Origin of the sequence: Haladaptatus sp. QDMS2 (assembly GCF_029338295.1) — an archaeon.
In the GTDB taxonomy this organism is placed as follows: domain Archaea; phylum Halobacteriota; class Halobacteria; order Halobacteriales; family Halococcaceae; genus QDMS2.
Genome location: NZ_CP119791.1, coordinates 359,080 through 381,361 on the forward strand (window position 1 = coordinate 359,080; position 22,282 = coordinate 381,361).

Genomic DNA, 22,282 nt, shown 5'->3' on the forward strand with positions numbered 1-22,282 from the left:
CCGCCTCGCAGCACGCCTCCACGTGGCTCTCGACGACAGCGCAATCGGTACAGCCAATTGACCTTGCTCACGGTGGGAGGGCCGGATAATGTGCGGTATCATTGCCCGCATCGGCCGAGACGATGCATTCGACGAGATTCTGACCGGCCTCGAGAACCTGGAGTACCGCGGCTACGACTCCGCCGGTATCGCGATCCAGAACGGTACCGGCATCAAAATCCGCAAGGAAGCCGGTGAAATCTCCGAACTCAAGAACCTCATCGGCAACAACGCACCGAACGGGAACGCCGGTATCGGCCACACGCGCTGGTCGACCCACGGCGAACCAACCCAGAGCAACGCCCACCCTCACGAGGACTGCACGGGCGACATCGCCGTCGTTCACAACGGCATCATCGAGAACTACGAGACCCTGCGAAAGGAGCTCAAAGCGAAAGGCCACGAGTTCACGAGCGAGACGGACACCGAGGTCATCCCGCACCTCATCGAGGAGTACAAGGCAGACGGCCTCACCACCGACGAGGCGTTCCGCCAGACCGTCGCCGACCTCGAAGGCAGCTACGCCATCGCGATGCTCCCCGAGGGCGAGAAGAAGATTTACACCGCCCGTCAGGGGTCGCCGCTCGTCGTCGGTATCAGCGACGGCGAATACTACATCGCGTCAGACGTCCCGGCGTTCCTCGACTTTACGGACCAGGTAATGTTCGTTGAGGAGGGCGACGTCGTCATCGTCGACGAAGACGGCGTTTCCGTCACTGACCTCGCTGGCAACCCCGTCGACCGCGAAATCGAAGAGGTCGAATGGGACGCAGAGGACGCAGAGAAGGACGGCTACGACCACTACATGCAAAAGGAGATCTTCACGCAGCCAGAGGCCCTCGCGAAGACCATCAAGGGTCGCGTGGACGTAGACAACGAGCAGGTCACCTTAGAGGACTTCCCACCAGGTACCTTCGAAGACGTCGACCACGTCCAGTTCGTCGCCTGCGGGACCTCCTACCACGCCGCGATGTACGGTGCCCACCAGCTTTCGGAGGGCGGCGTCCACGCCCAGCCGTTCCTCGCGAGCGAGTACAACGGCCAGTCGGAACTCCTCACCGAGGATTCGCTAGTCATCGCCGTCACGCAGAGCGGTGAGACGGCGGACACGATGAGCGCGCTGCGCCTCGCAAAGGAGTGTGGCGCTCGCACCCTCGCCGTGACGAACGTCGTCGGTTCGTCTGCGGCCCGCGAGGCGGACGACGCGCTGTTCATCCGCGCCGGCCCGGAAATCGGCGTCGCCGCGACCAAGACGTTCTCCTCGCAGGCCGTGACGCTCACGCTGCTCGCAGAGCGCGTCCTAGACGACGTTCCGAACGCCCAGCCGACCGACGACCGCAAAGAGCTGCTCAAGGACATCGACGCGCTTCCGCGCCACATCGACCAGGTGCTGGAGACGACGCGCGCAGCCCACCTCATCGAGGAATATGTTGGCGACGAGTCGTTCTTCTTCATCGGCCGTGGCCTCGGCCACCCGACGGCCCTCGAAGGCGCGCTCAAGTTCAAGGAAATCACCTACGAGCACGCAGAGGGCTTCGCAGCGGGCGAACTCAAGCACGGCCCGCTCGCGCTCGTGACCGACAAGTCGCCCGTGTTCGCCATCCTCACGGGCAACAAGGACGAGAAGACGATTCAGAACGCAGAGGAGGCTGCCGCCCGAGGCGCGCCGGTCATCACCATCGGCAAACAGCCGGGTGAGGACGTCGCAGTCGCAGACGCCCACCTCGCCGTTCCCGACACCCACCCGAAACTGTCGGCGCTGCTCTCTAACGTTCACTTGCAGTTGCTGTCGTACCACATGGCGGCGATGTTAGATCGCTCCATCGACAAGCCGCGCAACCTCGCAAAGAGCGTCACGGTCGAATAACCCACAGGTCTCTCAGGAGGGATTACAATGAAAAAAGAACTATTCGGCGTGTTCGGCGACCGAGAAGACTTCACGCGGTACCGCTCTGAGTACGAATTCGACCGCGTCGTAAGCGGCGAGGTCGTCACAGTCGGCGTCAGGGACATCGGCCTCGGACTGGATGGCCGAACGTCCATCTACAGCGGCGACGACGGTGTCTGCGTCATCTGGGGTGAAGTGTTCCCGCCACACCCGATTTCGAAGCCGCCGGCAGAGTGGCTGTTAGAACGGTACGCCACGGACGGAGACGAGGCGTTCGACGAGATAAACGGCTCGTCGGTCGTCCTCATCGAACACGACGGCGAGGCAAAGGTCGCCGTCGACACCATCCGCTCGTGGGAGGTGTTCTACACGGATTCGCCCGGTCTCCGCGTGTTCGGGACGGACGCCTCGCAGGTAGCGCGACCGATTCAGACCCCAGAGGTCACCCAGAAATCGCTCTACGAGTTCCTGCACCTCGGATTCGTCCTCGACGGGCGGACGGTGTTCGACCAGCTCCGTCGGGTTCCCTTCGACGGCTACCTCACCGAGACGGGAACCGAAACCCTCCGGCGGTTCGTCTACGAACCCGAGGAGTTCGACTACGTGGAGGAACTCGCCCGCAGGCTCAGACGGGCCATCCGTCGGCGCTCGCACCTGCCGGGTCGCAAGGGCCTCCTGCTCAGCGCGGGCTACGACTCCCGGTGTATCCTCTCCCAACTGCCGGAAATCGACGAGACGTTCACCATCGGCACCTCCGGGACGCCCGAAGTCGAGGTGGCAAAGCGCCTCGCAGACCAGTACGGCGTCGGACACAAGGTCCTCGAAACCAACGACAAGTACCTGAACACCGGCGACGAGATTATCAAGCACACGAACGGCGTCAAAGAGTCGCTACACATCCACCACGGCGGTTACGACGACGAGATGCAGGTTGATACCGTGTTCCACGGCTTGCTGTTCGACACCCTCCTGCGCGGGCACTTCCTGCCCCGCGACGGCATCGAAATTCTCGGCAAGACCGTCCCACGCGAGCGCCTCGACCCCGACCCACAGCCAATCGAACACCTCGCGACCACCCTCGGGATGTTCAGCAACAACCAGAATCTGGACCTTTCGGGCGCGTCGGTGGCCGCAGACGACGCCTCGACGTTCATCCGCGAGCAGATTCGCTCTGAGTTCGGGCGCTTCACCGACCGCTGTGAGTCCGTCTACGACGCCATCGAACTGTTCACGGTCCGCGCCATGCCGACGCAGGCGTTCCACACGCACCTCGCGTCGAACTATCTGGACGCGTTCATCGCCGCGGACAAGGAACTCATCGAGTGGCACTTGAAGACGCCGCCCGAGCATCGAAACGAGCAGACGTACCTGAAGGCGCTGCGAAAACTCGACGACGAGATGCTGAAACACCGGCCGCCGGACCGCCCGCACGACTCCTCGCAGCTGAACGAAGTCGAGACGTTCATCCGCCGCGTCGTCCCCGGCCTCGAAGCCGCTGGCAACCCGTGGCCCGACCGCAACGACGTGTACAACCAGTACAACTTAGACCAGAAACTGTTCCCCGGCTACAAGTCGGTCCACTCGCTGCCAGTGCGGATGAAACTCCGCATCAACGACGTCAGTCGGTGGATGCGCCTCTCGACCAGTGAATCTCAGCTGACCCCCGAAGAGGTCATCAGCCCACCCCGCGTCTGATTTTGCGGCCTGCGTACCCGTGTCTCACACCGCGTCAGCCATGCGTTCGCTGTAGTCCCACGAGTAGACCTTGTCCGACGCAATCGCGATACGCACCTCTTCACGGTCGTCTGCGAGCAGTCGCTTCGCGAGTGAGGAGTCCGTCCCACCGAGATAGCGCTCGATGAGGCGCTTCAAGAGGGATTTGTCGGCATCTTCTGTGAGCGTCGCTACGCCCCGACCTCGCACGCCGTGATACGGCGGTTCGTTCGTCGATATTTCGAAGGCGACCTCGGGTGCGGCTTCGAGGTACCGGACGACCTCCGCGTCGCGGCCGGTCGCACACAGCAGTTCGCCGTCCTCGTAGCTGAACCACAGCGAGAGCATCCAGAGGTCGCCACGCGGCGTGGTGCAGGCGAGGCGAAGGGGAACTGTGGTTTCTGCGAGATACGATTCGACTTCCGCTTCGGTCCACGCTCCGGCGAACGTCGTCACCGGACGACCACCACCGGGGTCGGAGACCGCCGCGTGACCGATTCGGCGACGCTTCCGAGCAGGATTCGCGAGACGCCCTCGCGTCCGTGGCTTCCCATGACGACCAAATCGAACCCGTGCGTGTCGAGGTAGTCGAGAATGGTGCGACTCGTCGGCCCGACGACCGAATCGTGTTCGATTTCGCGGTCGTACTCGGCGGCAATTTCGTCTGCTTGCTCGAGGAGAGCCGTCTCGGCCGCACGTGCCTCTTCCATCCACGCTTCCCACGTCCCGGGGGCTTCACCCCACCCGCCGGGATAGCTCTCACTCGCTCTGAAATCGATTACATGGAGCGCGGTGATTGCCGCGTTCGGATACTCCACCAGCGCGTGGCGCAGGGCCTCCACAGCAAGGGGTGTGCCGTCAGTCGGGACCAGAATCGTCTCGATGGCCATACCACCTGTACGCCCCGCAACAAGATAGCCGTCACCGCGGGGTCACGGTCGGCGCTTGACCGGCAGCGGCATCTCGCGCAGCAAGACGAACAGCAGGCCGAGACTCACGAGTCCGACGAGGAAGAATTCGATTCCCGGTACCGTCCCCTCTCGAAGCCACACCAGTGCGTCCTCCCAGAGAAGCAGCACGGAGAGGACGAGAAACAGCGCCCAGACCGCCCACCCGAAGGTTCCTGAGGCCATAGGTGTGCCTACGCGGGGTCGGTATTCGTAGGTTGTGGTCGGTAGGTTATAGGTAGTCCTCTCGAGGTGGAGCGAACACGTCGATGACGACCCCGGATTCGAGGATTTCGTACGAATGCTCGACGCCACCGGGAATCGAGTAACTGTCCCCGGCTTCGAGAAGCTCGTCGTACTCACCAAACTGGAGGCGATACCGCCCCGAGACGACGTACCCGCTCTGCTCGCTGTCGTGGCTGTGACGGGGCACGTCTTTCCCCTGCTTGAAGTGCATCTTCGTGACCATCGAATTCTCGCCGATTGCGAGTACCTCGAAGGTGGTCCCCCGGAACGATTCCGCCCTCGCGTCTTCGGCTTTGACTATCATTTCGGCTCATCGAGAACTACGAGTGATGAGGCGATAAAACGGCTCGCAGCCCGCCTTGCAATGACGGCTTGCACAGAAAGGCCGTGACTACATCTGTTCGAAGAACGACTAGACTGTATGTCGTATCAAACGACGCTCGGGTGGTCACTCATCAGCTCTGGTCTCGTTACACTTCTGCTTCTGGTGCTACCGGGCGACTCGCTGTGGTGGGGAATCGGGTTGTTACTGGCGGGCATCGCCGTGTTCTTCGCGAGGCGGTAGCTGTGCGGGTCGGTTTTCGGGGAGCATAGAGCGGCGGCTCAGGCGTGTAGTGTTCCGAAAGTTAGGTGGCTGGGGAGTTTCAGGCCCAACCACCATGGCGACGAATGTCGCCCGTAGTGGGCCAACGCGGATTTGAACCGCGGACCTCCCGGTTATCAGCCGAGCGCTCAACCTGACTGAGCTATTGGCCCAGGTTGGCGCATTTTATCGTTGCGCGGTGTTGTGTTTAAGCGTTTCTTTTCTCCAGCCCTATGGGGAGTCGTGACTACCCGTGCCGCGGCGCTCGTCGTCGGCTTCGCTTTCCACTGAGAACCCGTCCACATCGACGGTATCGTCGTCGTAGTCGTCGTCCTGGTTCGGGAACCCGCCGGTGTAGACGTTCCCGGTGACGAAGCCGTTGACGCGCTTGTCGAGGTACGGCGTCACGAACCAGCGTTTGACGGCCATCCGAATCGGGATGCGCGTGAGGGGGATGATGAAGATGAAGCCCACGAGGTCGGTTACGATGCCCGGCGTGAGCAACAGCGCGCCCGCCACGAGCAGGAGGCCGCCGTCCAGCAGTTCGTCGGTCGGTGGCGTTCCGCTCTCCAGTTTGCGGGAGATCTTCCGCAGGGTGTGGCGACCCTCTGCTCGCACGAGGAGCATTCCGATGAGGGCGGTGAGCACGACCAGTGCGACGGTTGCGACGCCTCCGATGCGTCCGGCCAGCAGGACGAGGAGCATCGCGTCGAGCACGGGAATCAGCAGCAAGACGGCTGCAATCCGCAGCAACATGGTTCGCCCTAACGGTGGCAGCGTGAAATACTTGCGGATGGGAACCCATTTCCCCGACCCTTCCCAAGCCCCGCGCATGGACGACCCTGCAGTCGAGACGCTGGTCGAGTGGCGCGAGTGGGGCCCGGACGCCTTCGCCGAGGCCGACGACGCGAAAAAACCCCTCTTGCTCGCGCTCTCGGCCACGTGGTGTGACTGGTGTCACGAGATGGACGCCGCGACGTACGCAGAACCCCGCATCGCCGCCCACCTGAACGACGGCTTCGTGCCGATGCGCGTTGACGTTGACCGCCAGCCGCGCATCCGCGACCGGTACAACATGGGTGGCTTCCCTTCGACCGTGTTCCTCACTCCGGAGGGGAAGCTCATCTCGGGGGCGGGCTTTCTCGACCAGGACGGGATGCGACAAGTGCTCGACAGCGTGCGCCGGACGTGGGACGGGAAGGGCAATTCAGCCGGGCGCGTTCCGCGTGCGCTCCAGGGCGCGGACACGCCTCACGCGCCGCTCTCGCCGAACGTCGAGGGTGAACTGTTCGCCCAGCTCGCGGGCGAATTCGACGAAGAACACGGCGGCTGGGGCGAGAGCCCGAAGTTCCCACTGGCCCGCACCATCGAATTCGCGCTCAAGCGCGAGCAACAACAGGCCATCCGGACGCTCGACGCGATTCAGGCCCACCTCTACGACGACTTCGACGGCGGCTTCTTCCGGTTCGCGGAGAACGCAAACTGGAGCGACCCCCACCGCGAGAAGGTCCTCGACGTGAACGCCGCGCTCGTGCGCACCTTCGCGACGGCCTACCGATACACGGGTCACGAGGAGTACAAGGAGACGGCCGAAAAATCGGCTGAGTATCTCGTGACCACGCTCTGGAATGGCGACGCCTTCGCCGGCAGCCAGCGCCCGAGCGACGAGTACTACACTCTCCCCATCGAGGAGCGAACCGCCGACAAACAGCCACAGGTGGACGAGACGGCGTTCGCAGATTGGAACGCCCTCGCAATCGACGCCCTGCTCACGCTCTACGCGGCGACGGGCAACGAACAGGCAAAGGCCTTCGCAGAGCGCGCCCTCGACTTCCTCACCGAGTCACTCGTCGACGAGGACGGCGCTGTCACGCACTTCGACGACGACACGAGCGAAGTCGGCCTGCTCGCAGACCAGGCTCGGGTGCTCGACGCGCTCACGACCGCGATGCAGGTGCTCGGCGAGTACGAGGACCTCGCCCGCGCCGTCGCCGACTACACTATCGAACACCGCCGCGATGGGACCTCCTTCCTCGACGGTCCCACAGACGGTCTCGGCCTGCTCTCCGCGCCACTGCGCCCGCTCGACGCGAACGCGGAGTTCGCAGACGCTCTGCTCGACCTCGCGATTCTCACCGGCGATGAGTCGTACAGAACCGTCGCCCGGGAGGCGGTCGAAGCGTTCGCCGGGGCCGCAGACCGCATGAGCGTGCAGGTCGCGGGCTACGCGACGACTGCCGCACGCCTCACCGACCAACCGCTCACCGTCGATGTTGGCGCGGTCGGGTCGCCGCTCCACCGTGCCGCCCTCCAGTTACCCGACCACGAAAAGGTGGTCATTCCGAACGCGGACGTCGAATCGGGAACCGCAACCGTCACACTCGACGGAACGTCCACGACGGTCGAAACCCCGGACGAGTTGCTGGCTGCCGTCGCCACGGATGAATAAAACGAACCGGAGTAAACTGCCCCTTCGTTTATAATCCCTCCCGATAAATCGGTGTGTATATGGCGAGTCTTAGAGATCTGGGGCTGTCTGAGTACGAAGCGCGGGCGTACCGGGCGCTGTTGCAGACCGGCCCAACCACCGCGAAGGAACTCTCCCGGGCGAGTGACGTGCCGATGGGTCGCATCTACGATATTCTCAACAGCATCGAGACGTACAATCTCGTGCGCTCACAGAGCGCGAGCCGGCCGAAGAAGTACGTCGCCGTCGAACCCTCGACCGCCCTCGACCGCCTGCTGGAGGACAAGAAACGCGAACTCGAACAGAAAAAAGACCAGTACGAGGGCATCGTCGACGACCTCGTCGGCGAACTCGACGCCGCAGAACCGGTCGAACAGACCTTCTGGACGGCCGCTGTCGGCCCCGAAAAGACCCTCGACCTGCTGCTCGAACGACTCGCGGCCGCAGACGAGTCGATTATCATCGTCGCCTCCACGCTCAGCCAGCAGTTCGACATCGGCGAAGTCGGCACGCTCGTCGTCGAACAATTGCAGAAAGCCCTCGACCGCGGCGCGACGGTGAAGGTGCTGATGCGCCCAGAACTCGTGGACCTGCTGCCCGAATCGGTCGGCGAGCACTACGCGGCGTCCCTCTCTGCGCACCCTGATTTCGAAGTCCGGACGAGCGCCGACGTGAGCGGGACGTTCAACATCATCGACGGCACGGAAGTCGTCATCGAGGTTCCCCACCCCTTAGACCAGGAAGAAATTTTCGCGATGATAGACCTGAAAGACCGGGAGTTCGCGACGGGTATCACAGAAGAGTTCGCCCCACGGTGGAAGCAAGCAGAAAACCTCTCGTTTTAGAATTCGCCGTTCCCGTTGATTTCTGCCCGCAGCGTCCCCATCTCAGCGACGCGTTCTGCATGGGCGTTGTGCTGGTGGATGGATTCGTCGTTCGACTGCTTCATCGTGACCACCGTTCCGTCGGGGAGTTGGTCGAACTGTTTTACGACACCCTCCGCCATCGCGCGGACGCAGTCCTCTACGAACTTCGCATCGGCGTGGGCCTCGTAGGTCATGTGGTCTTCGTCCGGGCGTTTTGCGAGGTTGTAGATGCGGGCACTCATCGAATCGCGAGCGATTTCCACGATGTCCATCAGGTCTACCTTCGGCGCGTCACGACACTTGACCGTCAGGGTAGCGTGGCCGCGCTGTGAGTGGCCCGGCTGGGGGACTTCAGAGAGGAACGCTTCGATGGTATCGTCGTCGACGGCGAGTTGTCGCAGCGTCTCTCGCGCTCTCGATTCTGACATCCCCTGCGAGCACGGACACACCGTCATGCCGACGACGTGTGCGCCGATCTCCTCGAAGGTTTCCTCCTCGGTGGCTTCTGCAGAGGCGATGATGTCGATGACGCTCTGGGTTTCTAAGTTGCTCGCCGGCGTGTGGTCACGGATGACGAGTTCCGCCTCCATATGAACTTCAGCACGGGTCGTGTACTCGTGTTTCTGGAGGAGGCGCTCTGCGGCGTCGCCACAGACGTCTTCGACGCGATAGGCCGGTTCGCTCACCGCCTGTTCTAACACCTCGTCGATGACCTCCATGTTTCTCGACATGTCTGCACCCTTTCGCCAACTGGGAAGGTCGACGAAAACTGAGAAATCCGCCATCAGTACGATCGGGCGCTTGTTAGGACGGGCGAGTTTGACGAGTTTTTCGACGCCAGTGACACCGACGCGGTTCAGCCCGACGGTGACGTCAGGACTGGTTGCCTGCACGTCAGGCAGTTGATGGGCCATTGGACGCCTAGAGAACCTGCGCGTGATTATGGGTTACGGAAGGCGACACATTAGTCGAGTTTTCCGAGCGCTTTGAAGAAATCGAGCGGCGGGCCGGCCACGTGCATCGGCGTGTCCGCGACGGTCACGCTGATTGTTGCCGGTGGCGTGACGTATTCTTTCGTCCGTCCGTCGCTGATAACCACCGCCGTATCCGCGCCGTCGACGCGGATGTCGATTTCGCTCGCGAGGTCCGTCACGAGCGGGGGCATCGGCTCTGTCGCGCACATCTCTGTCACGACCAGCCCCGACACTGACGGGTGGACGAGTGGGCCGCCCTCGCTCAGGTTGTAGGCGGTCGAACCGGTCGGCGTTGAGACGAGCACGCCGTCCGCGTGCCCGCCGGTGTACAGCGACCCGTCGATTCTGACCTCCACGTCGAGTCCTTGTCCGTGGCCGCGCTGTTCGCCCTGCACGACGACTTCGTTGAGCGCGGGTGGCAGTTCCCAGCCGTCTCCTCGCGCCTGGAGTCGCGGAATCGATCGCGTTCGAATCTCGCCGGTTTCGCGGAACGGTTCGACCTCGTTCAACACGGCATCGACTGCTTCCTCGGGCGACACCGCGTTCAGAAAGCCCACCTCGCCGAGATTCACGCCCACGACCGGCGTGTCTTCTGCACCTCGGGCGGCGAACAGGAACGTCCCGTCGCCGCCGATGCTCACGACGAGGTCACAGTCGCGCATCGCGGGGATGTCGTGACCCTCGATGTCGAGGGCGGCGGCCATCTCGTGGTCCACCCAGACCGTTACGCCGATGTCGAGGAGGCTCTCGCGAATCTCGTCGGTGAGCGACGCCGCCCGCGGATTGCCTCGCTGTCCGACGATACCGACTCTCATATGTGGCGATTCGTCTGGCGGTGTAAAAACCTGCCCACGTTCGGGCAACATTAATCAGGCATGGGCGCAAGGTTCTGATATGTCAACGCGGCCAGTCCGGAGGCGAAGTTCGTGAGCGACGACGAACAGCCGACTGACGCGGCAGACGACTGGTTCGAACGCGGCCTCACAGACGACGAGAAAGAATCAGCAGACAAAGGAGTCACCGCCGACGAAGATTCATCAGCCGAGGACGACGACGCGGAATCGGTCTTTTCGAGCAGTAGTCCCACCGGTTTCGGCAGCGACGGTGAACCCGACGATTCGGCATCCGGCTTCGGCTTTGGCGACGAGGAGCCAGCCGGCTTCGACGACTTCGGCTTCGACGAGGGGGAGGACTTTGGCATGGGAAGTGACCTGTTCGATGACGACTTCGCGAGCGCGTTCGCCAGCGCGCCCGGTCCCGACGGTTCCGGCGGCTTCGGCGGGACTGACTTCGAGGACGAGGCCTTCGAGTCGAACATCCCGCGCATCGACATCGGCATCCTCGGGTTGGACGACATGATTCAGGGAGGCGTTCCCGAGAGTTCGCTGATGGTCACCATCGGGAGTGCCGGGACGGGGAAGACCACCTTCGGCCTCCAGTTTCTCCACCACGGCCTCGAAAACGGTGAGAAAGCCATCTACATCACGTTAGAGGAGAGTCGGAGGCAGGTCATCAACACCGCCGTCGAGAAGGGCTACGACTTCGACACCTACATCGAGGAGGGCAGCCTCGCCGTCGTCGATTTAGACCCCGTCGAGATGGCAAACAGCCTCGACAACATCCGCTCTGAACTCCCGAAACTCATCTCTGAGTTCGGTGCCTCACGATTCGTCCTCGACTCCGTCTCCCTCCTCGAGATGATGTACGACCAGCAGGCAAAGCGCCGCACGGAGATTTTCAACTTCACGCGGGCGCTCAAGCAGGCCGGCATCACCACCATGCTCACGAGCGAGGCCAGCGACGACAACCCCTACGCCTCCCGCCACGGCATCGTCGAGTACCTCACCGACGCCGTGTTCATCCTCCAGTACGTCCGCCCCTCCGACTTCCGAGAAACCCGCCTCGCCGTCGAAATCCAGAAGATACGCAACGCGAACCACTCCCGCGAGACCAAACCGTATGAGATTACGGGGAGTGGCATTAGTGTGTATCAGCAGGCGAATATCTTCTGAACGCATCTTTTTGCTGCGAGGGGTCGCTACGCGACCCCCGTTTGCAAAAACTTGCATGAAAAAGGCCGAGAGCGACACCGTCGCTCTCGGGTGCCCTACTTGCGGGCTACCGCAACCGCACCGCAACTGAACACAACCGTTGGAAAGGAATCCGGAGCAGCGCGAGACTTTTTATAGCAATGCGCGAGCAACGTGTGGTATGAAGCGCGGTCGCCTCACGAGCGTGGCTACTCGAAAACCGATGCAGATAGCCGTCGTCGCGGGTCTCGCCCACGCTGTGGTGGTCCTCTGGGGGCGGTCGGCACTCGGCATCTACACGCCTGTGTTCGACCTCTTCTTCCCATGGGCTTTTATCGGTCTCACGCTCGTGGGAGGGGTGGTTACATACTCAATCCTCGAAATGCGACTCTACTCGCCGGCCATAGGAGTAGGTGTACTTCTGGGTTGGGCGGTCCTCAGCCAGTGGTACTACCTGCGTGGGTTAGACGGCGCAGTCTGGGCAACTGCTCCGCAACCACTCTACTTCTACATCACACTCTGGCCACTCCCACTGCTCGTGTGTTTCCTCCTTGCGAGACTGGAACGAATAGGCCGAGACCGATTGCGTATGCGCCGCGACTCAACTGTGGACTGACTACCCAATCGAGACAGCCCCCGAGACGCTCTTTCCGGCCTGAATTACGAATATCGTCTTGGCCGTCGAATCTAGTGGTACGTCTCCGGCAGGGGATTCGTCGCCGAGAGACGAACGAGGGAAAACATGGCAGTTTCAACAGCGGCACAGAACAAGGAACTCGTAGAGCGCACGCTCGACGAATGCTGGAACAAGGGCGACTTCGACGCACTTTCGGACCTCTGCCACGACGATATCCGCGTCCTCGACGACGACGGAAACACGGTGGCGCACGGCCCACAGGAGTTCCAGAAACACGTCGAAGCGTGGCGGACGGCCTTCCCGGACTTCAAGGTCGAAACGAAAGAACTCGTCGCCGAAGACGACACGGTCGTCGTGCGCTTCATGGAAGAAGGCACGTTCAAAGACAAACTCACGCGCGGCGAACTGATGGGGATGGAACCGACCGGCAAGCACTATCGCTCGTCGGGCGTCGCGTTCCACCGTATCAAGGACGGCAAACTCGCCGAGTTCTGGGTCATCGACGACAGCCTCAACTACGCACAACAACTGGGCGTCCTGCCCGACGACCTCTCTTCGGTCGGAAGCTGACCACCTTTTTTAGCGAACGATGGTTACCGGAAGTGGCGACCGCCTGACGACAGATTCAGCAACGCTCCCGAGCAGAATCCGCGACACGCCGGTACGACCGTGACTTCCCATCACGATTTGGTCGAACTCGTTGTCCACAGCGAAATCGACGATTTCGTGTGCGGGCCGTCCCACGACCGTCTCCGTATCTACGCCGCGGTCGTACTCTGCGGCCACGTCGTCGGCTTCGAGGAAGATGTCTTCTGCGATGCCTTCGGCGCGTTTGTACCACTCCTCTGCGTAGCCCGGCAGCGACGCCTGTGGACTGAACCCGGTGTCGATTGGGTTGATGACGTAGAGGACCGTGATGTCCGAACTCGGAAACTCCTTCAACCCAAAGCGGAGCGCGTGGGCGGCTTGTTCAGAGCCATCCATCGGAACCAGCAGACGCTTTCCCATAGTGGCTGATACGGTACCACACCTCAAAAACACTCCTCAGAAATCAGGCCCCGCGACCGTGACGCGTGAGACAGGTCGAGAGGCCGATGAGTTCGACTGGTTCAGAGTTGTCCGGCGAGTAGACGACCATCTGCCCTTTCTCCATGTACGGCACCTTCTTCTCCAGATTCGCGGGGATGTTCACGCTCTTGATGGCGTCCTCGTCACCCAGGTTCAGCACGATCTTCGTGTTCACTTGCTTGAACACGGGTTCGGCGATGTCCTGTGGGTCCTGCGTGATGAGGAAGAGGCCGAGGCGCTCTTTGCGCCCCTGTTTTGCCGCCTCGGTGAACTTGCCGATGACCTTCCGGGCCTGGGCGCTCTCCGCGTCGGCGAGGAAGTTGTGGGCCTCGTCCATCCCGACGACGAGCGGCGTCTCCTTGATGCGGTCGTACTGAGCGTCGTTCGAGAGCTTCTGGTCGATGAGTAGACTGGCCACCGCGAGGACGACGACCTCCGTCGCCCGACTGTTGTTGACGTGATAGGTCGGGACCACCGTCAGGCCGCCGGGGCGGACGAGGCGGTGAATCTGCTCCGTAATCGGTTCTGCGTCCTGGTCGAACACGCTGTCGAAGGCGGGAGAACGCACCCGTCGGTGGACCGCGTCGAACGTGGCCTCGTGGACCCGCCCGCTCTCGTCTAACTGCTCGCGGAGCGCCGTGTCGTCGAGAAAGTCGAGAAAGCCACGATACGTGTGCTCGCCCGCCGTGCGGAAGTAGCGGTCGAGCAGGAAGTCGAGTGCGTTGTACTGGTTGTCGTTGAGGCTGCCGCCGGCCACCAGCCAGCGGTTGCGCCGGACGAGCGAGAACGGGATGGTGAATTCGACTTGCTCTGCGCGGTGGTGGTCTGCGGCGTAGGTGGACCCCTCGACTTTCGGGACGAATGCGATGGTGTCGTCGTGGCCGCCGTGGGCGACGTTCTCGCGCTCACATCGCCGGGCGAACTCCTGCGTCAGTTTTGGGTTGTCGTCGTGCATCTGGGCGTACTCGTCCTGTGGGTCGAACTGGACGACGGCCATGCGACGCTCCTGTGAACTCCCCGCCTCGACGGGGTAGGTACGCTCCTCGCTCAGATACTGGCGCAACACGTTCTTCGCGCTGTGGGTCTTCCCGGACCCGGTCCCTCCGGCGATGAGCGTGTGGCGGAACACGAGCGGGTCGCCCGCCTCGTAGTCGTCTTTGACCCGGTAGTCGATGGTCGGGGGCTGGGCGCTGGTACGTACCTTCTCGCCGCCGACCGAGAGGTGGCCGAGGAAGACGCCTTCTTCGGGGATTTTGAGGCCGGTCTTGATTTCTGTCTGGTCGGTTGCCTCGCCGACGACAGTCTCGGGTTTCGGCACGCGGTCTGCCATCCGGCGTTTCAATTCGCCGTCGTCCTCGTAGAGGATGGCGATGGGTTCGAGCGTCGCCATGAACTTGTAGTCGTGTTCGTCGATGCCAGAAGAGCGCATCGCGCGGCGGGCGTGAATCTCCGTCGCGTCGTCTGTGTGGTACTCCTGGGCGTATTCGAGCGTCGTAATTCGACAGAAGAGGCGTTCGCCGTCCGGATACGAGACGAGGAGGTACTTCCCGATGCGCACGTCAGAGCGATTTGCCGCCGTCACGTAGGCCCTCAGACACGTCTCGTCGCGTTCTTCGCCAATGGAGAGGCCAGCGGACACCGCGAGCGTCCCGATTCCCCGGTCGGGACCCACGCCGTCTACGGAAACGGCTTCGAAGTCGCGCTCTGTGGCCGATGTGGCGTCGACGTCCCCGTCGTCGGGGTCGAAGTCGTTGAAATCGCCGAGGTCAGTCATGGTCCGTACATCGAACCGGTCCCACAAACCCGTTTCCCACCGCGCCTCCCTTTTACGTCTAGAGAACCTAGCATGTTCTATGCTTCTCATTCGCGGGCACGCTGGCGGCACGACGCTGACCGGGACGCTGTACGAGCGCGGTGAGCGTCCGCCAAAATATCGTGGGGCGCCGGACGACGGCGCGCCCTACGTCTGGGTCTGTGACTCCTTCTACGAAGTCGAAAGCGGCGGACAAGTGCAGAAAATCAACGACGAGGAGCGCCGCGTCGCCTTCGAAGCCCCGACGCCCCACGGGTTCGAGACCCGCGAGGAGGCGATTCTCGCCGCCCGCGAACACCTCCGCACCCAGTTCGCCCGCGTTGGGCTCTCCTCTGGAGATGTCGAAATCGAGATTTCGAAAGTCAGACCCGAAGATCAGTAGTCGAGACCCCAGCGCACGTCGTCGTAGGTACGCTCGCGGTCCGCGTCGAAGGTTCGTTCGAGTTTCTGTTTCAGCGACTCCTTTTCCTGACGGTTGATGCGGGCGAGTTCGTCTGCCTTGTCGATGACCTTCGGCGGGCCGCGATTTCGCGCGACCTCGCAGAGCACGTGCATCGTGAGGCGCTCGCGCAAGTCTTCGTCGCGAGTGAACGCGTACGGTGCTTCGACCTTGTAGACGAGGTCCTGTCTCGGGTCGTAGACGATGAAGAACGTCACCTCGTACTGCTCGGGGTCGAGGTTTCGCTCGATGTTGAGTGCGTCGCCCGACGCCGAAAACATCCCGTCGGACCCACCCCGCGAGACGAACCAGTTGGTGAACGTGAGGCAGTCGGTGAGCCGCTCGCCGTCCTCGCGGCGTTCGAGCACTTTCGAGAAGAACGCGGCGTCGTTGACCCACGGAGCCTCTGCCTTCCCCCGGACGGCGTTGGTGATGGCCTTCGTCGAGGAGTTTTTCACGAACCCGATGAGGGGAACCTCGCGATTTGCGAACCGTTCGACGAGTTCGACGTAGTTCGCGACCACGTCGCGGGGTCGTTTGTCCTCGATGAGGAGGTCTCTGAGTTCGGGGTCGCGGTTCTCCCAGTTCAGCAGGCCTTTCGGGTAGATGGGGCCGTCTAAGACGAGCAAGTCAGAGACGACGTCAGATTGCGTCAGGGCGTGTTTGCTCTCTGCGAGGTAGAGGGCGAGTGCGTGAACGACCGCTCCCTCGTAGCGATTGACCCGAGGAACTTGGAACAGGCGGGCGCGACTGTACCCCTCGTCGAACATCGACCACTCCTCGTCGAACCGTCCCGCGGCGTCGTTCGTGTGGACCGTGGCGACCATCGTCCGGGCGCGGTGGAGGTCTAAGTCCGAGGGAACCGCACTCATCGCCGCCTGGGCGACGTCGATGACGAGGCCGTTTTTGAACGTCGTCGGGTTGATGGTTCCCGAGTCGATGCCGTGGCAGGACTCGAACTCGTCGTCACAGAGGGCGACCTGGGCGACGTCGATGCGCTTTCTGGCCACCTCGTCGAGCGGTTCCAAGACTTTCGTGGTGCCGTCCCAGAGGGGGTCTAAGAACTCGTTCCAGACGGTTTCTGCGAACGCCCGGTGGTCGCTCGCGTCCACGTCCTGCTCGATCCGGCGGGCCAGGTCGGCGATGCCGTCGAAGTGAACCGGGTCGAGGGTCATATCCGCTTCATCTGCACCCCGGACGAAAAACACCGGGTATTCGTCACGAGAGCAGGAGGCTCGCCGGGTAGAGGAGCAGGCAGACGATGGCCTCTCGCCGCCCGAGGCCGCGCCGCCAGTACATGAGCGCGAGGACGAGTATCGAGACGACGAGCATGTAGGTGAGCGACGTCGAAATCCCCACCGTGTCCACGCGGACGGTGGCCACGAGCGCGCCGACACCGAGGGAGAACACTGGGTCGGTGATGTTACTTCCCAGCAGAGCCCCGACCGAAATCCCTCCGTCACCGCGGTAGGCGGCGATTCCGGCGACCGTAATCTCCGGGACCGTCGTTCCGAGCCCTGTGAGCAGGCCAATGAGGTACTCGGAGATGCCGACCAGTCGCGCCAGTTCGACGGCGTTCGTGACCATGACCTGTCCGCCGACAACCACGAGGACGAGACCGGCGAGAATCCAGGGCACGGTCTGGCGCGGGGTCTGCCGTTCGACCGTCTCCTCTGCAATCTCCGCCCCGCCGACGTTCGAGTAGAGGATGTAGATGAACTCGACGTACGCGAGCATCATCAACACGCCCTCAGAGAAGGTGAGTTGTCCGTCGTCGACGGCGAGTATCATGATGACCATCGCGAGAACCATTCCGCCGCCGTAGACGAGCACCTCTCGGCGGGTGGCCACGATGGGCGCAATCAGCGCGACGATGCCGATGGCGAGGGTTATCTGGGCGATCTCCGATCCGACGATGTTGCCGACGACGATGTCGCCCGCCCCGAGTCGCGCCCCCACGATGGAGGTGACCATCTCGGGGACGGACGTGCCAATGGAGATGACCGTCACGCCGATGAAAAACGGCGAAACACCATAGTAGAGCGCGAGATTGCTGGCTTCGGCCACCGCCCGCGACGCCCCGTAGACGAGCATCGCGAGGCCGGCGAGAAAGAGGAGAATCTCGATTAGCATCGCTGGCGCCCCACCATGGAGACGTGTACGTCAGGAGACGCGTTATCCCTTCGCCGACCAGAGGGCTATTTAGGTTGGCCCGAAATTCCACGCACATGAACGGGGCGCTCATCATCTTAGACGGCTGGGGAATCGGCGACCACGACCGCCTCGACGCCGTGCGAGGCGCGGACACGCCGAACTTCGACCGACTCAAAGCGACTGGAGCCTACGGCGAACTGACGGTCTCGGGCCGCCGCGTTGGCCTCCCAGACGGTCAGATGGGGAACAGCGAGGTCGGCCACTTGAACATCGGGGCCGGGCGGGTCGTCATGCAGGAGTTTACGAGAATCGAGGACGCCATCGTGGACGGGTCGTTCGCGACGAATGACGCCATCCAGGCCGCGTTCGACCGTGCTGAGGAATCCGGGGGGCGCGTCCACCTCATGGGCCTCGTCTCCGACGGCGGGGTCCACTCCGCGCAGTCGCACCTCCACGCGCTCATCGACATCGCCGCAGCCCGCGGCGTCGAAGCGGTCACCCACGCCTTCACCGACGGCCGGGACACCGCACCGAAGGGTGGCCGCCAGTTCCTTGCCGACCTCGAAACCCACGTCGAACAGGCCGGAACCGGGCACGTCGCCACCGTCACGGGCCGGTACTACGCGATGGACCGCGACCAGAACTGGGAGCGCACCCGCCGGGCCTACGATGCCATCGTCAACCGGGACGCCCCGCACACCGCTGCCTCCGCCGTCCAGGCCGTCGAAGCCTCCTACGAGCGGGGGGACACAGACGAATTTGTCGAACCAACGCTCGTAGAGGGCGGAGCCGCCCTCGAAGCGGGCGATTCGGTCATCTTCTTCAACTTCCGCTCTGACCGGGGCCGGCAACTGACTCGAATGCTCGCGGCCATCCGCCCCGAGTGGGAGTTCGAGACGCACCCACCGGAGACGTATCTCGTCACGATGACGGAGTACGACAAGACCTTCGACGTACCCGTCGCCTTCCCGCCGAACCAGCCAGAAGACACGCTCGGCGAGGTGCTCGCGGCGGCGGGCCTCACCCAATTGCGCATCGCCGAATCTGAAAAATACGCCCACGTCACCTACTTCTTGAACGGCGGGCGTGAGGTCGAATTCGACGGCGAGATTCGGAAAATCATCCAGAGTCCGGACGTGCCGACCTACGACTTGCAGCCGGAGATGAGCGCGAGGGAAGTGACCGACACGGCCATCTCCGTCATCGAGTCCGACGACCCCGACGTGCTCGTGTTGAACTACGCAAACCCGGACATGGTGGGGCATACTGGCGACTACGAGGCGGCGGTCGCAGCGGTCGAAGCCGTAGACGCACAACTCGGTCGCCTCGTCGCCGCCATCCAGCAGGCGGGCGGCCACGTCCTCATCACCGCAGACCACGGCAATGCAGACGACATGGGGACGCCAGACGACCCCGACACGGCGCACACCCTGAACCCAGTGCCGCTCATCTATCTCTCGCCAAATAACACCGACGGTGGCCGTCACGTCGTCGCAGATGGTACGCTCGCGAACGTTGCACCGACCCTGCTCTCGCTCATCGGCGTGGAGAAACCGGCGGCCATGACTGGCGCGTCGTTGCTCGAATAATCACTCGAAGTAGCGTTTCACTCTGGACGCCGTCTCCTGATTTTCCACCATGTGGAGGTCTTCTATCGTCACGTCTCCCGGGTGAGTCCCGAGCAAGTCCTCGATGATGGACGCAAACTGCGCGTCCACCTCCTCGCCCATCCCCTTTGCTTTGGCGCGAACCCAGGCCTCTGACACCCCGTCGAGCAGCACGTCGCGGGGGTTCGGTTCGCCGAGTTCGCCCCGGCCATCGACCCGGTCGATGAGGTCCGCGATGTTCAACACGACGGTGTTGGTCACTTCGGGGTCGTTCGCGTCGATGGCGCTGTCGAGCAACGAGAGCAGTGCCTCCCAGCAGTGGGGTTCGAGGCGGTCGGCGTCCGCGGCAACGCCACAGAAGTAGGCGAGCGACCGAACGCCCTCGACCGCCGGCCGTCTGAGCGAGGCTTTGAGCGCGTTGGTGGTGAGTTCGACCTCCGCGTCCACGATGGCGTGGAGCACGTCGTCCGCGCCGGATTCGACGGCCTGCACCGCGATGCGATTCCAGTAGTCGAACAGCTTGTGGATGCTTCCGGCGGCGGCCACCTGCTCTGCGTCGGCAACGTCGCCGTACTGGGCGAGAATCTGTGCGGTGGCCGACTTGAGGGCGGCGACCGCCTGTAAGGCACCGTAGTGGTCGCGGTTGTCGAGGGAGGTCTGGGCAATCTGGAAGATCTCGAGCGCGGGATTGCGAGCACCGCGTCCCTCCTCACGTCGCCGCGTGGCGAAGGTGCGGTAGCGATCGAACGAGACGCGGTCGACGAGGTCAGTGAGCACCGGCTCGGGGTCGAGAAAGGAGAGCAACCGCCCCTCCAGTTTGAGCAGGCTGAGAAAGCTGTAGCCAGCGGTTCCGACGCCCGCCGCGACGGCGCTCGCTCGCAGCGCCGGTCCCGAGAGGTGTGGAACCATCCCGAACAGGGCGAGCGCGACGAGAATCGAGGTCCCAAAGCGAACCAGCAGCCGACTGAACACGCGGTCGCGATAGAGGTCTGCAAGCAGCGGCGCACCCCGACTCGACGTTATCTGGACGGACAGCAACGAGACGGAGATGACGATGGCCAGAAACGACGCCTGCATGAGCGCGAGCAGTTCGAACAACCGACTTGTGGCGAGCGTCGGGTAGGCAACCGAGAGCAGGCCCATCCCGACCGCGACCACCCCCGAGACGGCCATTCGATGAATCCGGTCCATACGTTGCGTGGGTCGTGTCCCTGTATAAAACTCCGCCCGCGCGGAACCGAACCAACAGCCAACGCGGTGTCGAATCGCGTTACCGGTCGTCGTACACGACCTCGCCGTCCACAATCGTCATCGTCACGTCGATGTCCTCGATGGCCTCCGGGAACTCCCACGGCGACTCGTCGAGGACGACGAGGTCTGCCCACTTTCCGTTCTCCACGGTTCCCAGTCGGTCCTCGTCGAACCCGGCGTAGGCCGACCCGATGGTGTAGGCGCGGAGGGCCTCGGTAACTGAGAGTCGCTGTGCAGGGTCGGGCGCGTTTACCGCCTGATGGACGCCGAACAGGGGATTCAGCGGCATACAGTCAGAGCCGAAGGCGAGGGGCACGCCAGCCTCGAGGAGGTCTGCGTAGCGGTTCGTCTGTCGGCGTCGTTCCTCGCCGAGTCGCGAGTCGTAGAGGCCGCCCTCGTGGGCCCAGCGCAGGAAGTTCGGCTGGACCGAGGCGACGACGCCGAGGTCGGCGAATCGGTCGATGTGTTCGTCGCTGAGCAGTTCTGCGTGTTCGACGCGGTGGCGTGCACCCCCTGGGTCTTCGGTGAGTTCCTCGTACGCGTTCAGAACGGCCGAAATCGCGTCGTCACCGATGGCGTGGGCGCAAAACTGGAACCCGGCCCGGTTCGCGAGTTTCACGTTCGTCCCGAGTTCCTCTGGTTCGACGACCCACTGGCCGGTCGAATCGCCGTCTGCGTAGGATTCGGAGAGTTTCGCCGTCCGCCCGCCGAAACTGCCGTCGGTGTAGGATTTGATGGCTCCTGTCCGCACCAGGTCTGAACCGTGGTTCGTCCGGAGGCCGGTTTCGATGGCGGCGTCCAGATGGTCAGTCCAGTAGTTGAGTCGGACGCGAAGAGTGAGTTCGTCGGCCAATTCGAGGTCGCGGAACACGCCGGGGGCGGTCGAGTTGCGAACCATGTCGTGGACGCCCGTCACCCCGAGGGCGTTCGCGTGGTGCTGGGCTGCCGTGAGCAGGTCGTGCATCTCCGCCGCGTCGGGTTCCGTCGCCTCGAAAATCACGTCGAGGGCGGATTCGACGACGACGCCGGTCGGTTCACCATCTTCTGCGAGCACGTCTTCGTCTGGCATCGCAGAGAGGAACTGGTCGAGCGCGACGGAGTTGAGCGAGGCGACGTGTAAATCCTCGCGGAAGGCGGCGACGGGGCGGTCGGTGCTGACCTCGTCTAGGTCCTCGCGGGTGAGGTAGCGCGATTCGTCCCACTCGCTTTCGTCGTAACCGTAGCCGAGAATCCACCCTGCATCGCGGGCGGATTCAGAGAGCAGGTCGATGCAGTCTGCGGGACCGTCTGCCTCAGCCAGGTCGGCGTGGACGAGTCGTCGCCCGACCATGTTCAGATGGGTGTGGGCGTCGATAAAGCCAGGGAGGACGACCCGGCCGTCCAGGTCGACGACTTCCGTTTCCGTCCCCGTGAGAAAGTCGAGTTCGTAGGCCCGGTCGACGCGAACGATGCGTCCGTCGCGAATGGCCACCCCGTCTGCCGTTTCGTCGGGGTCCGTGAGCGTGTGTACTGCTCCGTTCGTGAGAATGAGGTCGGCGGCCGCTGTCATACCCAATCCTC

Annotated in this window: 22 protein-coding genes and 1 tRNA gene; 9 read left to right on the forward strand and 14 right to left on the reverse strand. The window is 63.1% G+C overall.

What is annotated here, in order from left to right:
* Positions 1–88 precede the first annotated feature (88 nt).
* Positions 89–1,906, forward strand: a complete 1,818-nt coding sequence (gene glmS, locus P1M51_RS01795; RefSeq protein ID WP_276246478.1) for a glutamine--fructose-6-phosphate transaminase (isomerizing) — start codon at positions 89–91, stop codon at positions 1,904–1,906.
* Between the two features lie 27 nt (positions 1,907–1,933).
* Complete coding sequence (locus P1M51_RS01800; protein WP_276246479.1) at positions 1,934–3,622, forward strand: asparagine synthase-related protein; 1,689 nt, start codon at positions 1,934–1,936, stop codon at positions 3,620–3,622.
* 24 nt (positions 3,623–3,646) lie between these two features.
* Here the strand turns inward: P1M51_RS01800 and P1M51_RS01805 are convergent, their stop codons facing one another.
* The 6 genes from P1M51_RS01805 to P1M51_RS01830 all read right to left on the reverse strand — a co-directional run bounded on the left by P1M51_RS01805 (position 3,647) and on the right by P1M51_RS01830 (position 6,172).
* A complete protein-coding gene (locus P1M51_RS01805) occupies positions 3,647–4,096 on the reverse strand; it encodes a pyridoxamine 5'-phosphate oxidase family protein (RefSeq protein ID WP_276246480.1) in 450 nt (149 codons plus the stop codon).
* Positions 4,093–4,530 carry a universal stress protein gene (locus P1M51_RS01810; RefSeq protein WP_276246481.1) on the reverse strand — a complete coding sequence of 146 codons (438 nt, stop codon included), beginning with the start codon at positions 4,528–4,530 and terminating at the stop codon, positions 4,093–4,095. The genes P1M51_RS01805 and P1M51_RS01810 overlap by 4 nt, the downstream gene beginning before the upstream one ends.
* Positions 4,531–4,572: 42 nt before the next feature.
* Complete coding sequence (locus tag P1M51_RS01815; protein WP_276246482.1) at positions 4,573–4,773, reverse strand: hypothetical protein; 201 nt, start codon at positions 4,771–4,773, stop codon at positions 4,573–4,575.
* A gap of 46 nt (positions 4,774–4,819) precedes the next feature.
* On the reverse strand, positions 4,820–5,137 hold the full coding sequence (locus tag P1M51_RS01820) for a cupin domain-containing protein (protein WP_276246483.1): 318 nt from the start codon (positions 5,135–5,137) through the stop codon (positions 4,820–4,822).
* 378 nt (positions 5,138–5,515) lie between these two features.
* Positions 5,516–5,589 (reverse strand) — tRNA-Ile (locus P1M51_RS01825).
* 58 nt (positions 5,590–5,647) lie between these two features.
* Positions 5,648–6,172 (reverse strand): FxsA family protein, encoded by a 525-nt coding sequence (locus P1M51_RS01830; RefSeq protein WP_276246484.1) that lies wholly within the window; start codon positions 6,170–6,172, stop codon positions 5,648–5,650.
* Positions 6,173–6,248: 76 nt separating this feature from the next.
* Here P1M51_RS01830 and P1M51_RS01835 point away from each other — a divergent pair, with 76 nt between their 5' ends.
* Positions 6,249–7,865, forward strand: coding sequence for a DUF255 domain-containing protein (locus P1M51_RS01835; protein ID WP_276246485.1), 1,617 nt, complete (start codon positions 6,249–6,251; stop codon positions 7,863–7,865).
* A 59-nt stretch (positions 7,866–7,924) separates the two neighbouring features.
* Positions 7,925–8,728 (forward strand): TrmB family transcriptional regulator, encoded by an 804-nt coding sequence (locus P1M51_RS01840; protein ID WP_276246486.1) that lies wholly within the window; start codon positions 7,925–7,927, stop codon positions 8,726–8,728.
* Here the strand turns inward: P1M51_RS01840 and mptA are convergent.
* Together mptA and P1M51_RS01850 are read right to left on the reverse strand one after the other, a co-directional pair.
* Positions 8,725–9,663, reverse strand: a complete 939-nt coding sequence (mptA, locus tag P1M51_RS01845; protein WP_276246487.1) for a GTP cyclohydrolase MptA — start codon at positions 9,661–9,663, stop codon at positions 8,725–8,727. The genes P1M51_RS01840 and mptA overlap by 4 nt on opposite strands.
* A 50-nt stretch (positions 9,664–9,713) precedes the next feature.
* Entirely contained in the window at positions 9,714–10,538 is an 825-nt protein-coding gene (locus P1M51_RS01850; RefSeq protein ID WP_276246488.1) for an NAD(+)/NADH kinase, read from the reverse strand.
* Positions 10,539–10,649: 111 nt separating this feature from the next.
* Between P1M51_RS01850 and P1M51_RS01855 the strand changes: the two genes are divergently transcribed.
* The 3 genes from P1M51_RS01855 to P1M51_RS01865 all read left to right on the forward strand — a co-directional run bounded on the left by P1M51_RS01855 (position 10,650) and on the right by P1M51_RS01865 (position 12,960).
* Entirely contained in the window at positions 10,650–11,735 is a 1,086-nt protein-coding gene (locus tag P1M51_RS01855; protein WP_276246489.1) for a KaiC domain-containing protein, read from the forward strand.
* Positions 11,736–11,934: 199 nt separating this feature from the next.
* On the forward strand, positions 11,935–12,369 hold the full coding sequence (locus P1M51_RS01860; RefSeq protein WP_276246490.1) for a hypothetical protein: 435 nt from the start codon (positions 11,935–11,937) through the stop codon (positions 12,367–12,369).
* A gap of 126 nt (positions 12,370–12,495) precedes the next feature.
* Positions 12,496–12,960 (forward strand): ester cyclase, encoded by a 465-nt coding sequence (locus P1M51_RS01865; protein ID WP_276246491.1) that lies wholly within the window; start codon positions 12,496–12,498, stop codon positions 12,958–12,960.
* Between the two features lie 9 nt (positions 12,961–12,969).
* Here the strand turns inward: P1M51_RS01865 and P1M51_RS01870 are convergent, their stop codons facing one another.
* Together P1M51_RS01870 and P1M51_RS01875 are read right to left on the reverse strand one after the other, a co-directional pair.
* Positions 12,970–13,398 carry a universal stress protein gene (locus tag P1M51_RS01870; protein ID WP_276246492.1) on the reverse strand — a complete coding sequence of 143 codons (429 nt, stop codon included), beginning with the start codon at positions 13,396–13,398 and terminating at the stop codon, positions 12,970–12,972.
* Between the two features lie 43 nt (positions 13,399–13,441).
* Positions 13,442–15,232, reverse strand: a complete 1,791-nt coding sequence (locus P1M51_RS01875; protein ID WP_276246493.1) for an ATP-binding protein — start codon at positions 15,230–15,232, stop codon at positions 13,442–13,444.
* Between the two features lie 79 nt (positions 15,233–15,311).
* On the opposite strand from P1M51_RS01875, the gene P1M51_RS01880 reads away from it, so the two are divergent.
* Entirely contained in the window at positions 15,312–15,653 is a 342-nt protein-coding gene (locus P1M51_RS01880) for a hypothetical protein (RefSeq protein ID WP_276246494.1), read from the forward strand.
* Here the strand turns inward: P1M51_RS01880 and P1M51_RS01885 are convergent.
* On the reverse strand, positions 15,647–16,885 hold the full coding sequence (locus P1M51_RS01885) for a DNA double-strand break repair nuclease NurA (protein ID WP_276246495.1): 1,239 nt from the start codon (positions 16,883–16,885) through the stop codon (positions 15,647–15,649). The genes P1M51_RS01880 and P1M51_RS01885 overlap by 7 nt on opposite strands.
* Before the next feature lie 43 nt (positions 16,886–16,928).
* Positions 16,929–17,843 (reverse strand): sodium:calcium antiporter, encoded by a 915-nt coding sequence (locus tag P1M51_RS01890; protein ID WP_276246496.1) that lies wholly within the window; start codon positions 17,841–17,843, stop codon positions 16,929–16,931.
* Positions 17,844–17,938: 95 nt separating this feature from the next.
* Between P1M51_RS01890 and gpmI the strand changes: the two genes are divergently transcribed.
* Positions 17,939–19,453 (forward strand): 2,3-bisphosphoglycerate-independent phosphoglycerate mutase, encoded by a 1,515-nt coding sequence (gpmI, locus tag P1M51_RS01895; protein WP_276246497.1) that lies wholly within the window; start codon positions 17,939–17,941, stop codon positions 19,451–19,453.
* On the opposite strand, the gene P1M51_RS01900 is transcribed toward gpmI, so the two are convergent.
* The gene (locus P1M51_RS01900) at positions 19,454–20,662 is read right to left on the reverse strand and encodes a hypothetical protein (RefSeq protein WP_276246498.1); all 1,209 of its coding nucleotides are present in this window, start codon (positions 20,660–20,662) and stop codon (positions 19,454–19,456) included. It lies immediately after the preceding gene.
* Between the two features lie 79 nt (positions 20,663–20,741).
* Positions 20,742–22,271: an amidohydrolase gene (locus P1M51_RS01905; RefSeq protein ID WP_276246499.1), complete on the reverse strand. Its 1,530-nt coding sequence runs from the start codon at positions 22,269–22,271 to the stop codon at positions 20,742–20,744.
* Between the last annotated feature and the right edge of the window lie 11 nt (positions 22,272–22,282).

Excerpts from the sequence above, each read along its gene's own strand:
- P1M51_RS01840 (WP_276246486.1), top strand. The coding sequence starts at position 7,925 with ATGGCGAGTCTTAGAGATCTGGGGCTGTCTGAGTACGAAGCGCGGGCG.
- P1M51_RS01835 (WP_276246485.1), top strand. The coding sequence starts at position 6,249 with ATGGACGACCCTGCAGTCGAGACGCTGGTCGAGTGGCGCGAGTGGGGC.
- P1M51_RS01885 (WP_276246495.1), bottom strand. The coding sequence starts at position 16,885 with ATGACCCTCGACCCGGTTCACTTCGACGGCATCGCCGACCTGGCCCGC.
- P1M51_RS01890 (WP_276246496.1), bottom strand. The coding sequence starts at position 17,843 with ATGCTAATCGAGATTCTCCTCTTTCTCGCCGGCCTCGCGATGCTCGTC.
- P1M51_RS01810 (WP_276246481.1), bottom strand. The coding sequence starts at position 4,530 with ATGGCCATCGAGACGATTCTGGTCCCGACTGACGGCACACCCCTTGCT.
- glmS (WP_276246478.1), top strand. The coding sequence starts at position 89 with ATGTGCGGTATCATTGCCCGCATCGGCCGAGACGATGCATTCGACGAG.
- P1M51_RS01880 (WP_276246494.1), top strand. The coding sequence starts at position 15,312 with ATGCTTCTCATTCGCGGGCACGCTGGCGGCACGACGCTGACCGGGACG.
- P1M51_RS01820 (WP_276246483.1), bottom strand. The coding sequence starts at position 5,137 with ATGATAGTCAAAGCCGAAGACGCGAGGGCGGAATCGTTCCGGGGGACC.
- P1M51_RS01900 (WP_276246498.1), bottom strand. The coding sequence starts at position 20,662 with ATGGACCGGATTCATCGAATGGCCGTCTCGGGGGTGGTCGCGGTCGGG.
- P1M51_RS01830 (WP_276246484.1), bottom strand. The coding sequence starts at position 6,172 with ATGTTGCTGCGGATTGCAGCCGTCTTGCTGCTGATTCCCGTGCTCGAC.
- P1M51_RS01800 (WP_276246479.1), top strand. The coding sequence starts at position 1,934 with ATGAAAAAAGAACTATTCGGCGTGTTCGGCGACCGAGAAGACTTCACG.
- P1M51_RS01905 (WP_276246499.1), bottom strand. The coding sequence starts at position 22,271 with ATGACAGCGGCCGCCGACCTCATTCTCACGAACGGAGCAGTACACACG.
- P1M51_RS01850 (WP_276246488.1), bottom strand. The coding sequence starts at position 10,538 with ATGAGAGTCGGTATCGTCGGACAGCGAGGCAATCCGCGGGCGGCGTCG.
- mptA (WP_276246487.1), bottom strand. The coding sequence starts at position 9,663 with ATGGCCCATCAACTGCCTGACGTGCAGGCAACCAGTCCTGACGTCACC.
- P1M51_RS01865 (WP_276246491.1), top strand. The coding sequence starts at position 12,496 with ATGGCAGTTTCAACAGCGGCACAGAACAAGGAACTCGTAGAGCGCACG.
- P1M51_RS01860 (WP_276246490.1), top strand. The coding sequence starts at position 11,935 with ATGAAGCGCGGTCGCCTCACGAGCGTGGCTACTCGAAAACCGATGCAG.
- P1M51_RS01815 (WP_276246482.1), bottom strand. The coding sequence starts at position 4,773 with ATGGCCTCAGGAACCTTCGGGTGGGCGGTCTGGGCGCTGTTTCTCGTC.
- P1M51_RS01875 (WP_276246493.1), bottom strand. The coding sequence starts at position 15,232 with ATGACTGACCTCGGCGATTTCAACGACTTCGACCCCGACGACGGGGAC.
- P1M51_RS01870 (WP_276246492.1), bottom strand. The coding sequence starts at position 13,398 with ATGGGAAAGCGTCTGCTGGTTCCGATGGATGGCTCTGAACAAGCCGCC.
- gpmI (WP_276246497.1), top strand. The coding sequence starts at position 17,939 with ATGAACGGGGCGCTCATCATCTTAGACGGCTGGGGAATCGGCGACCAC.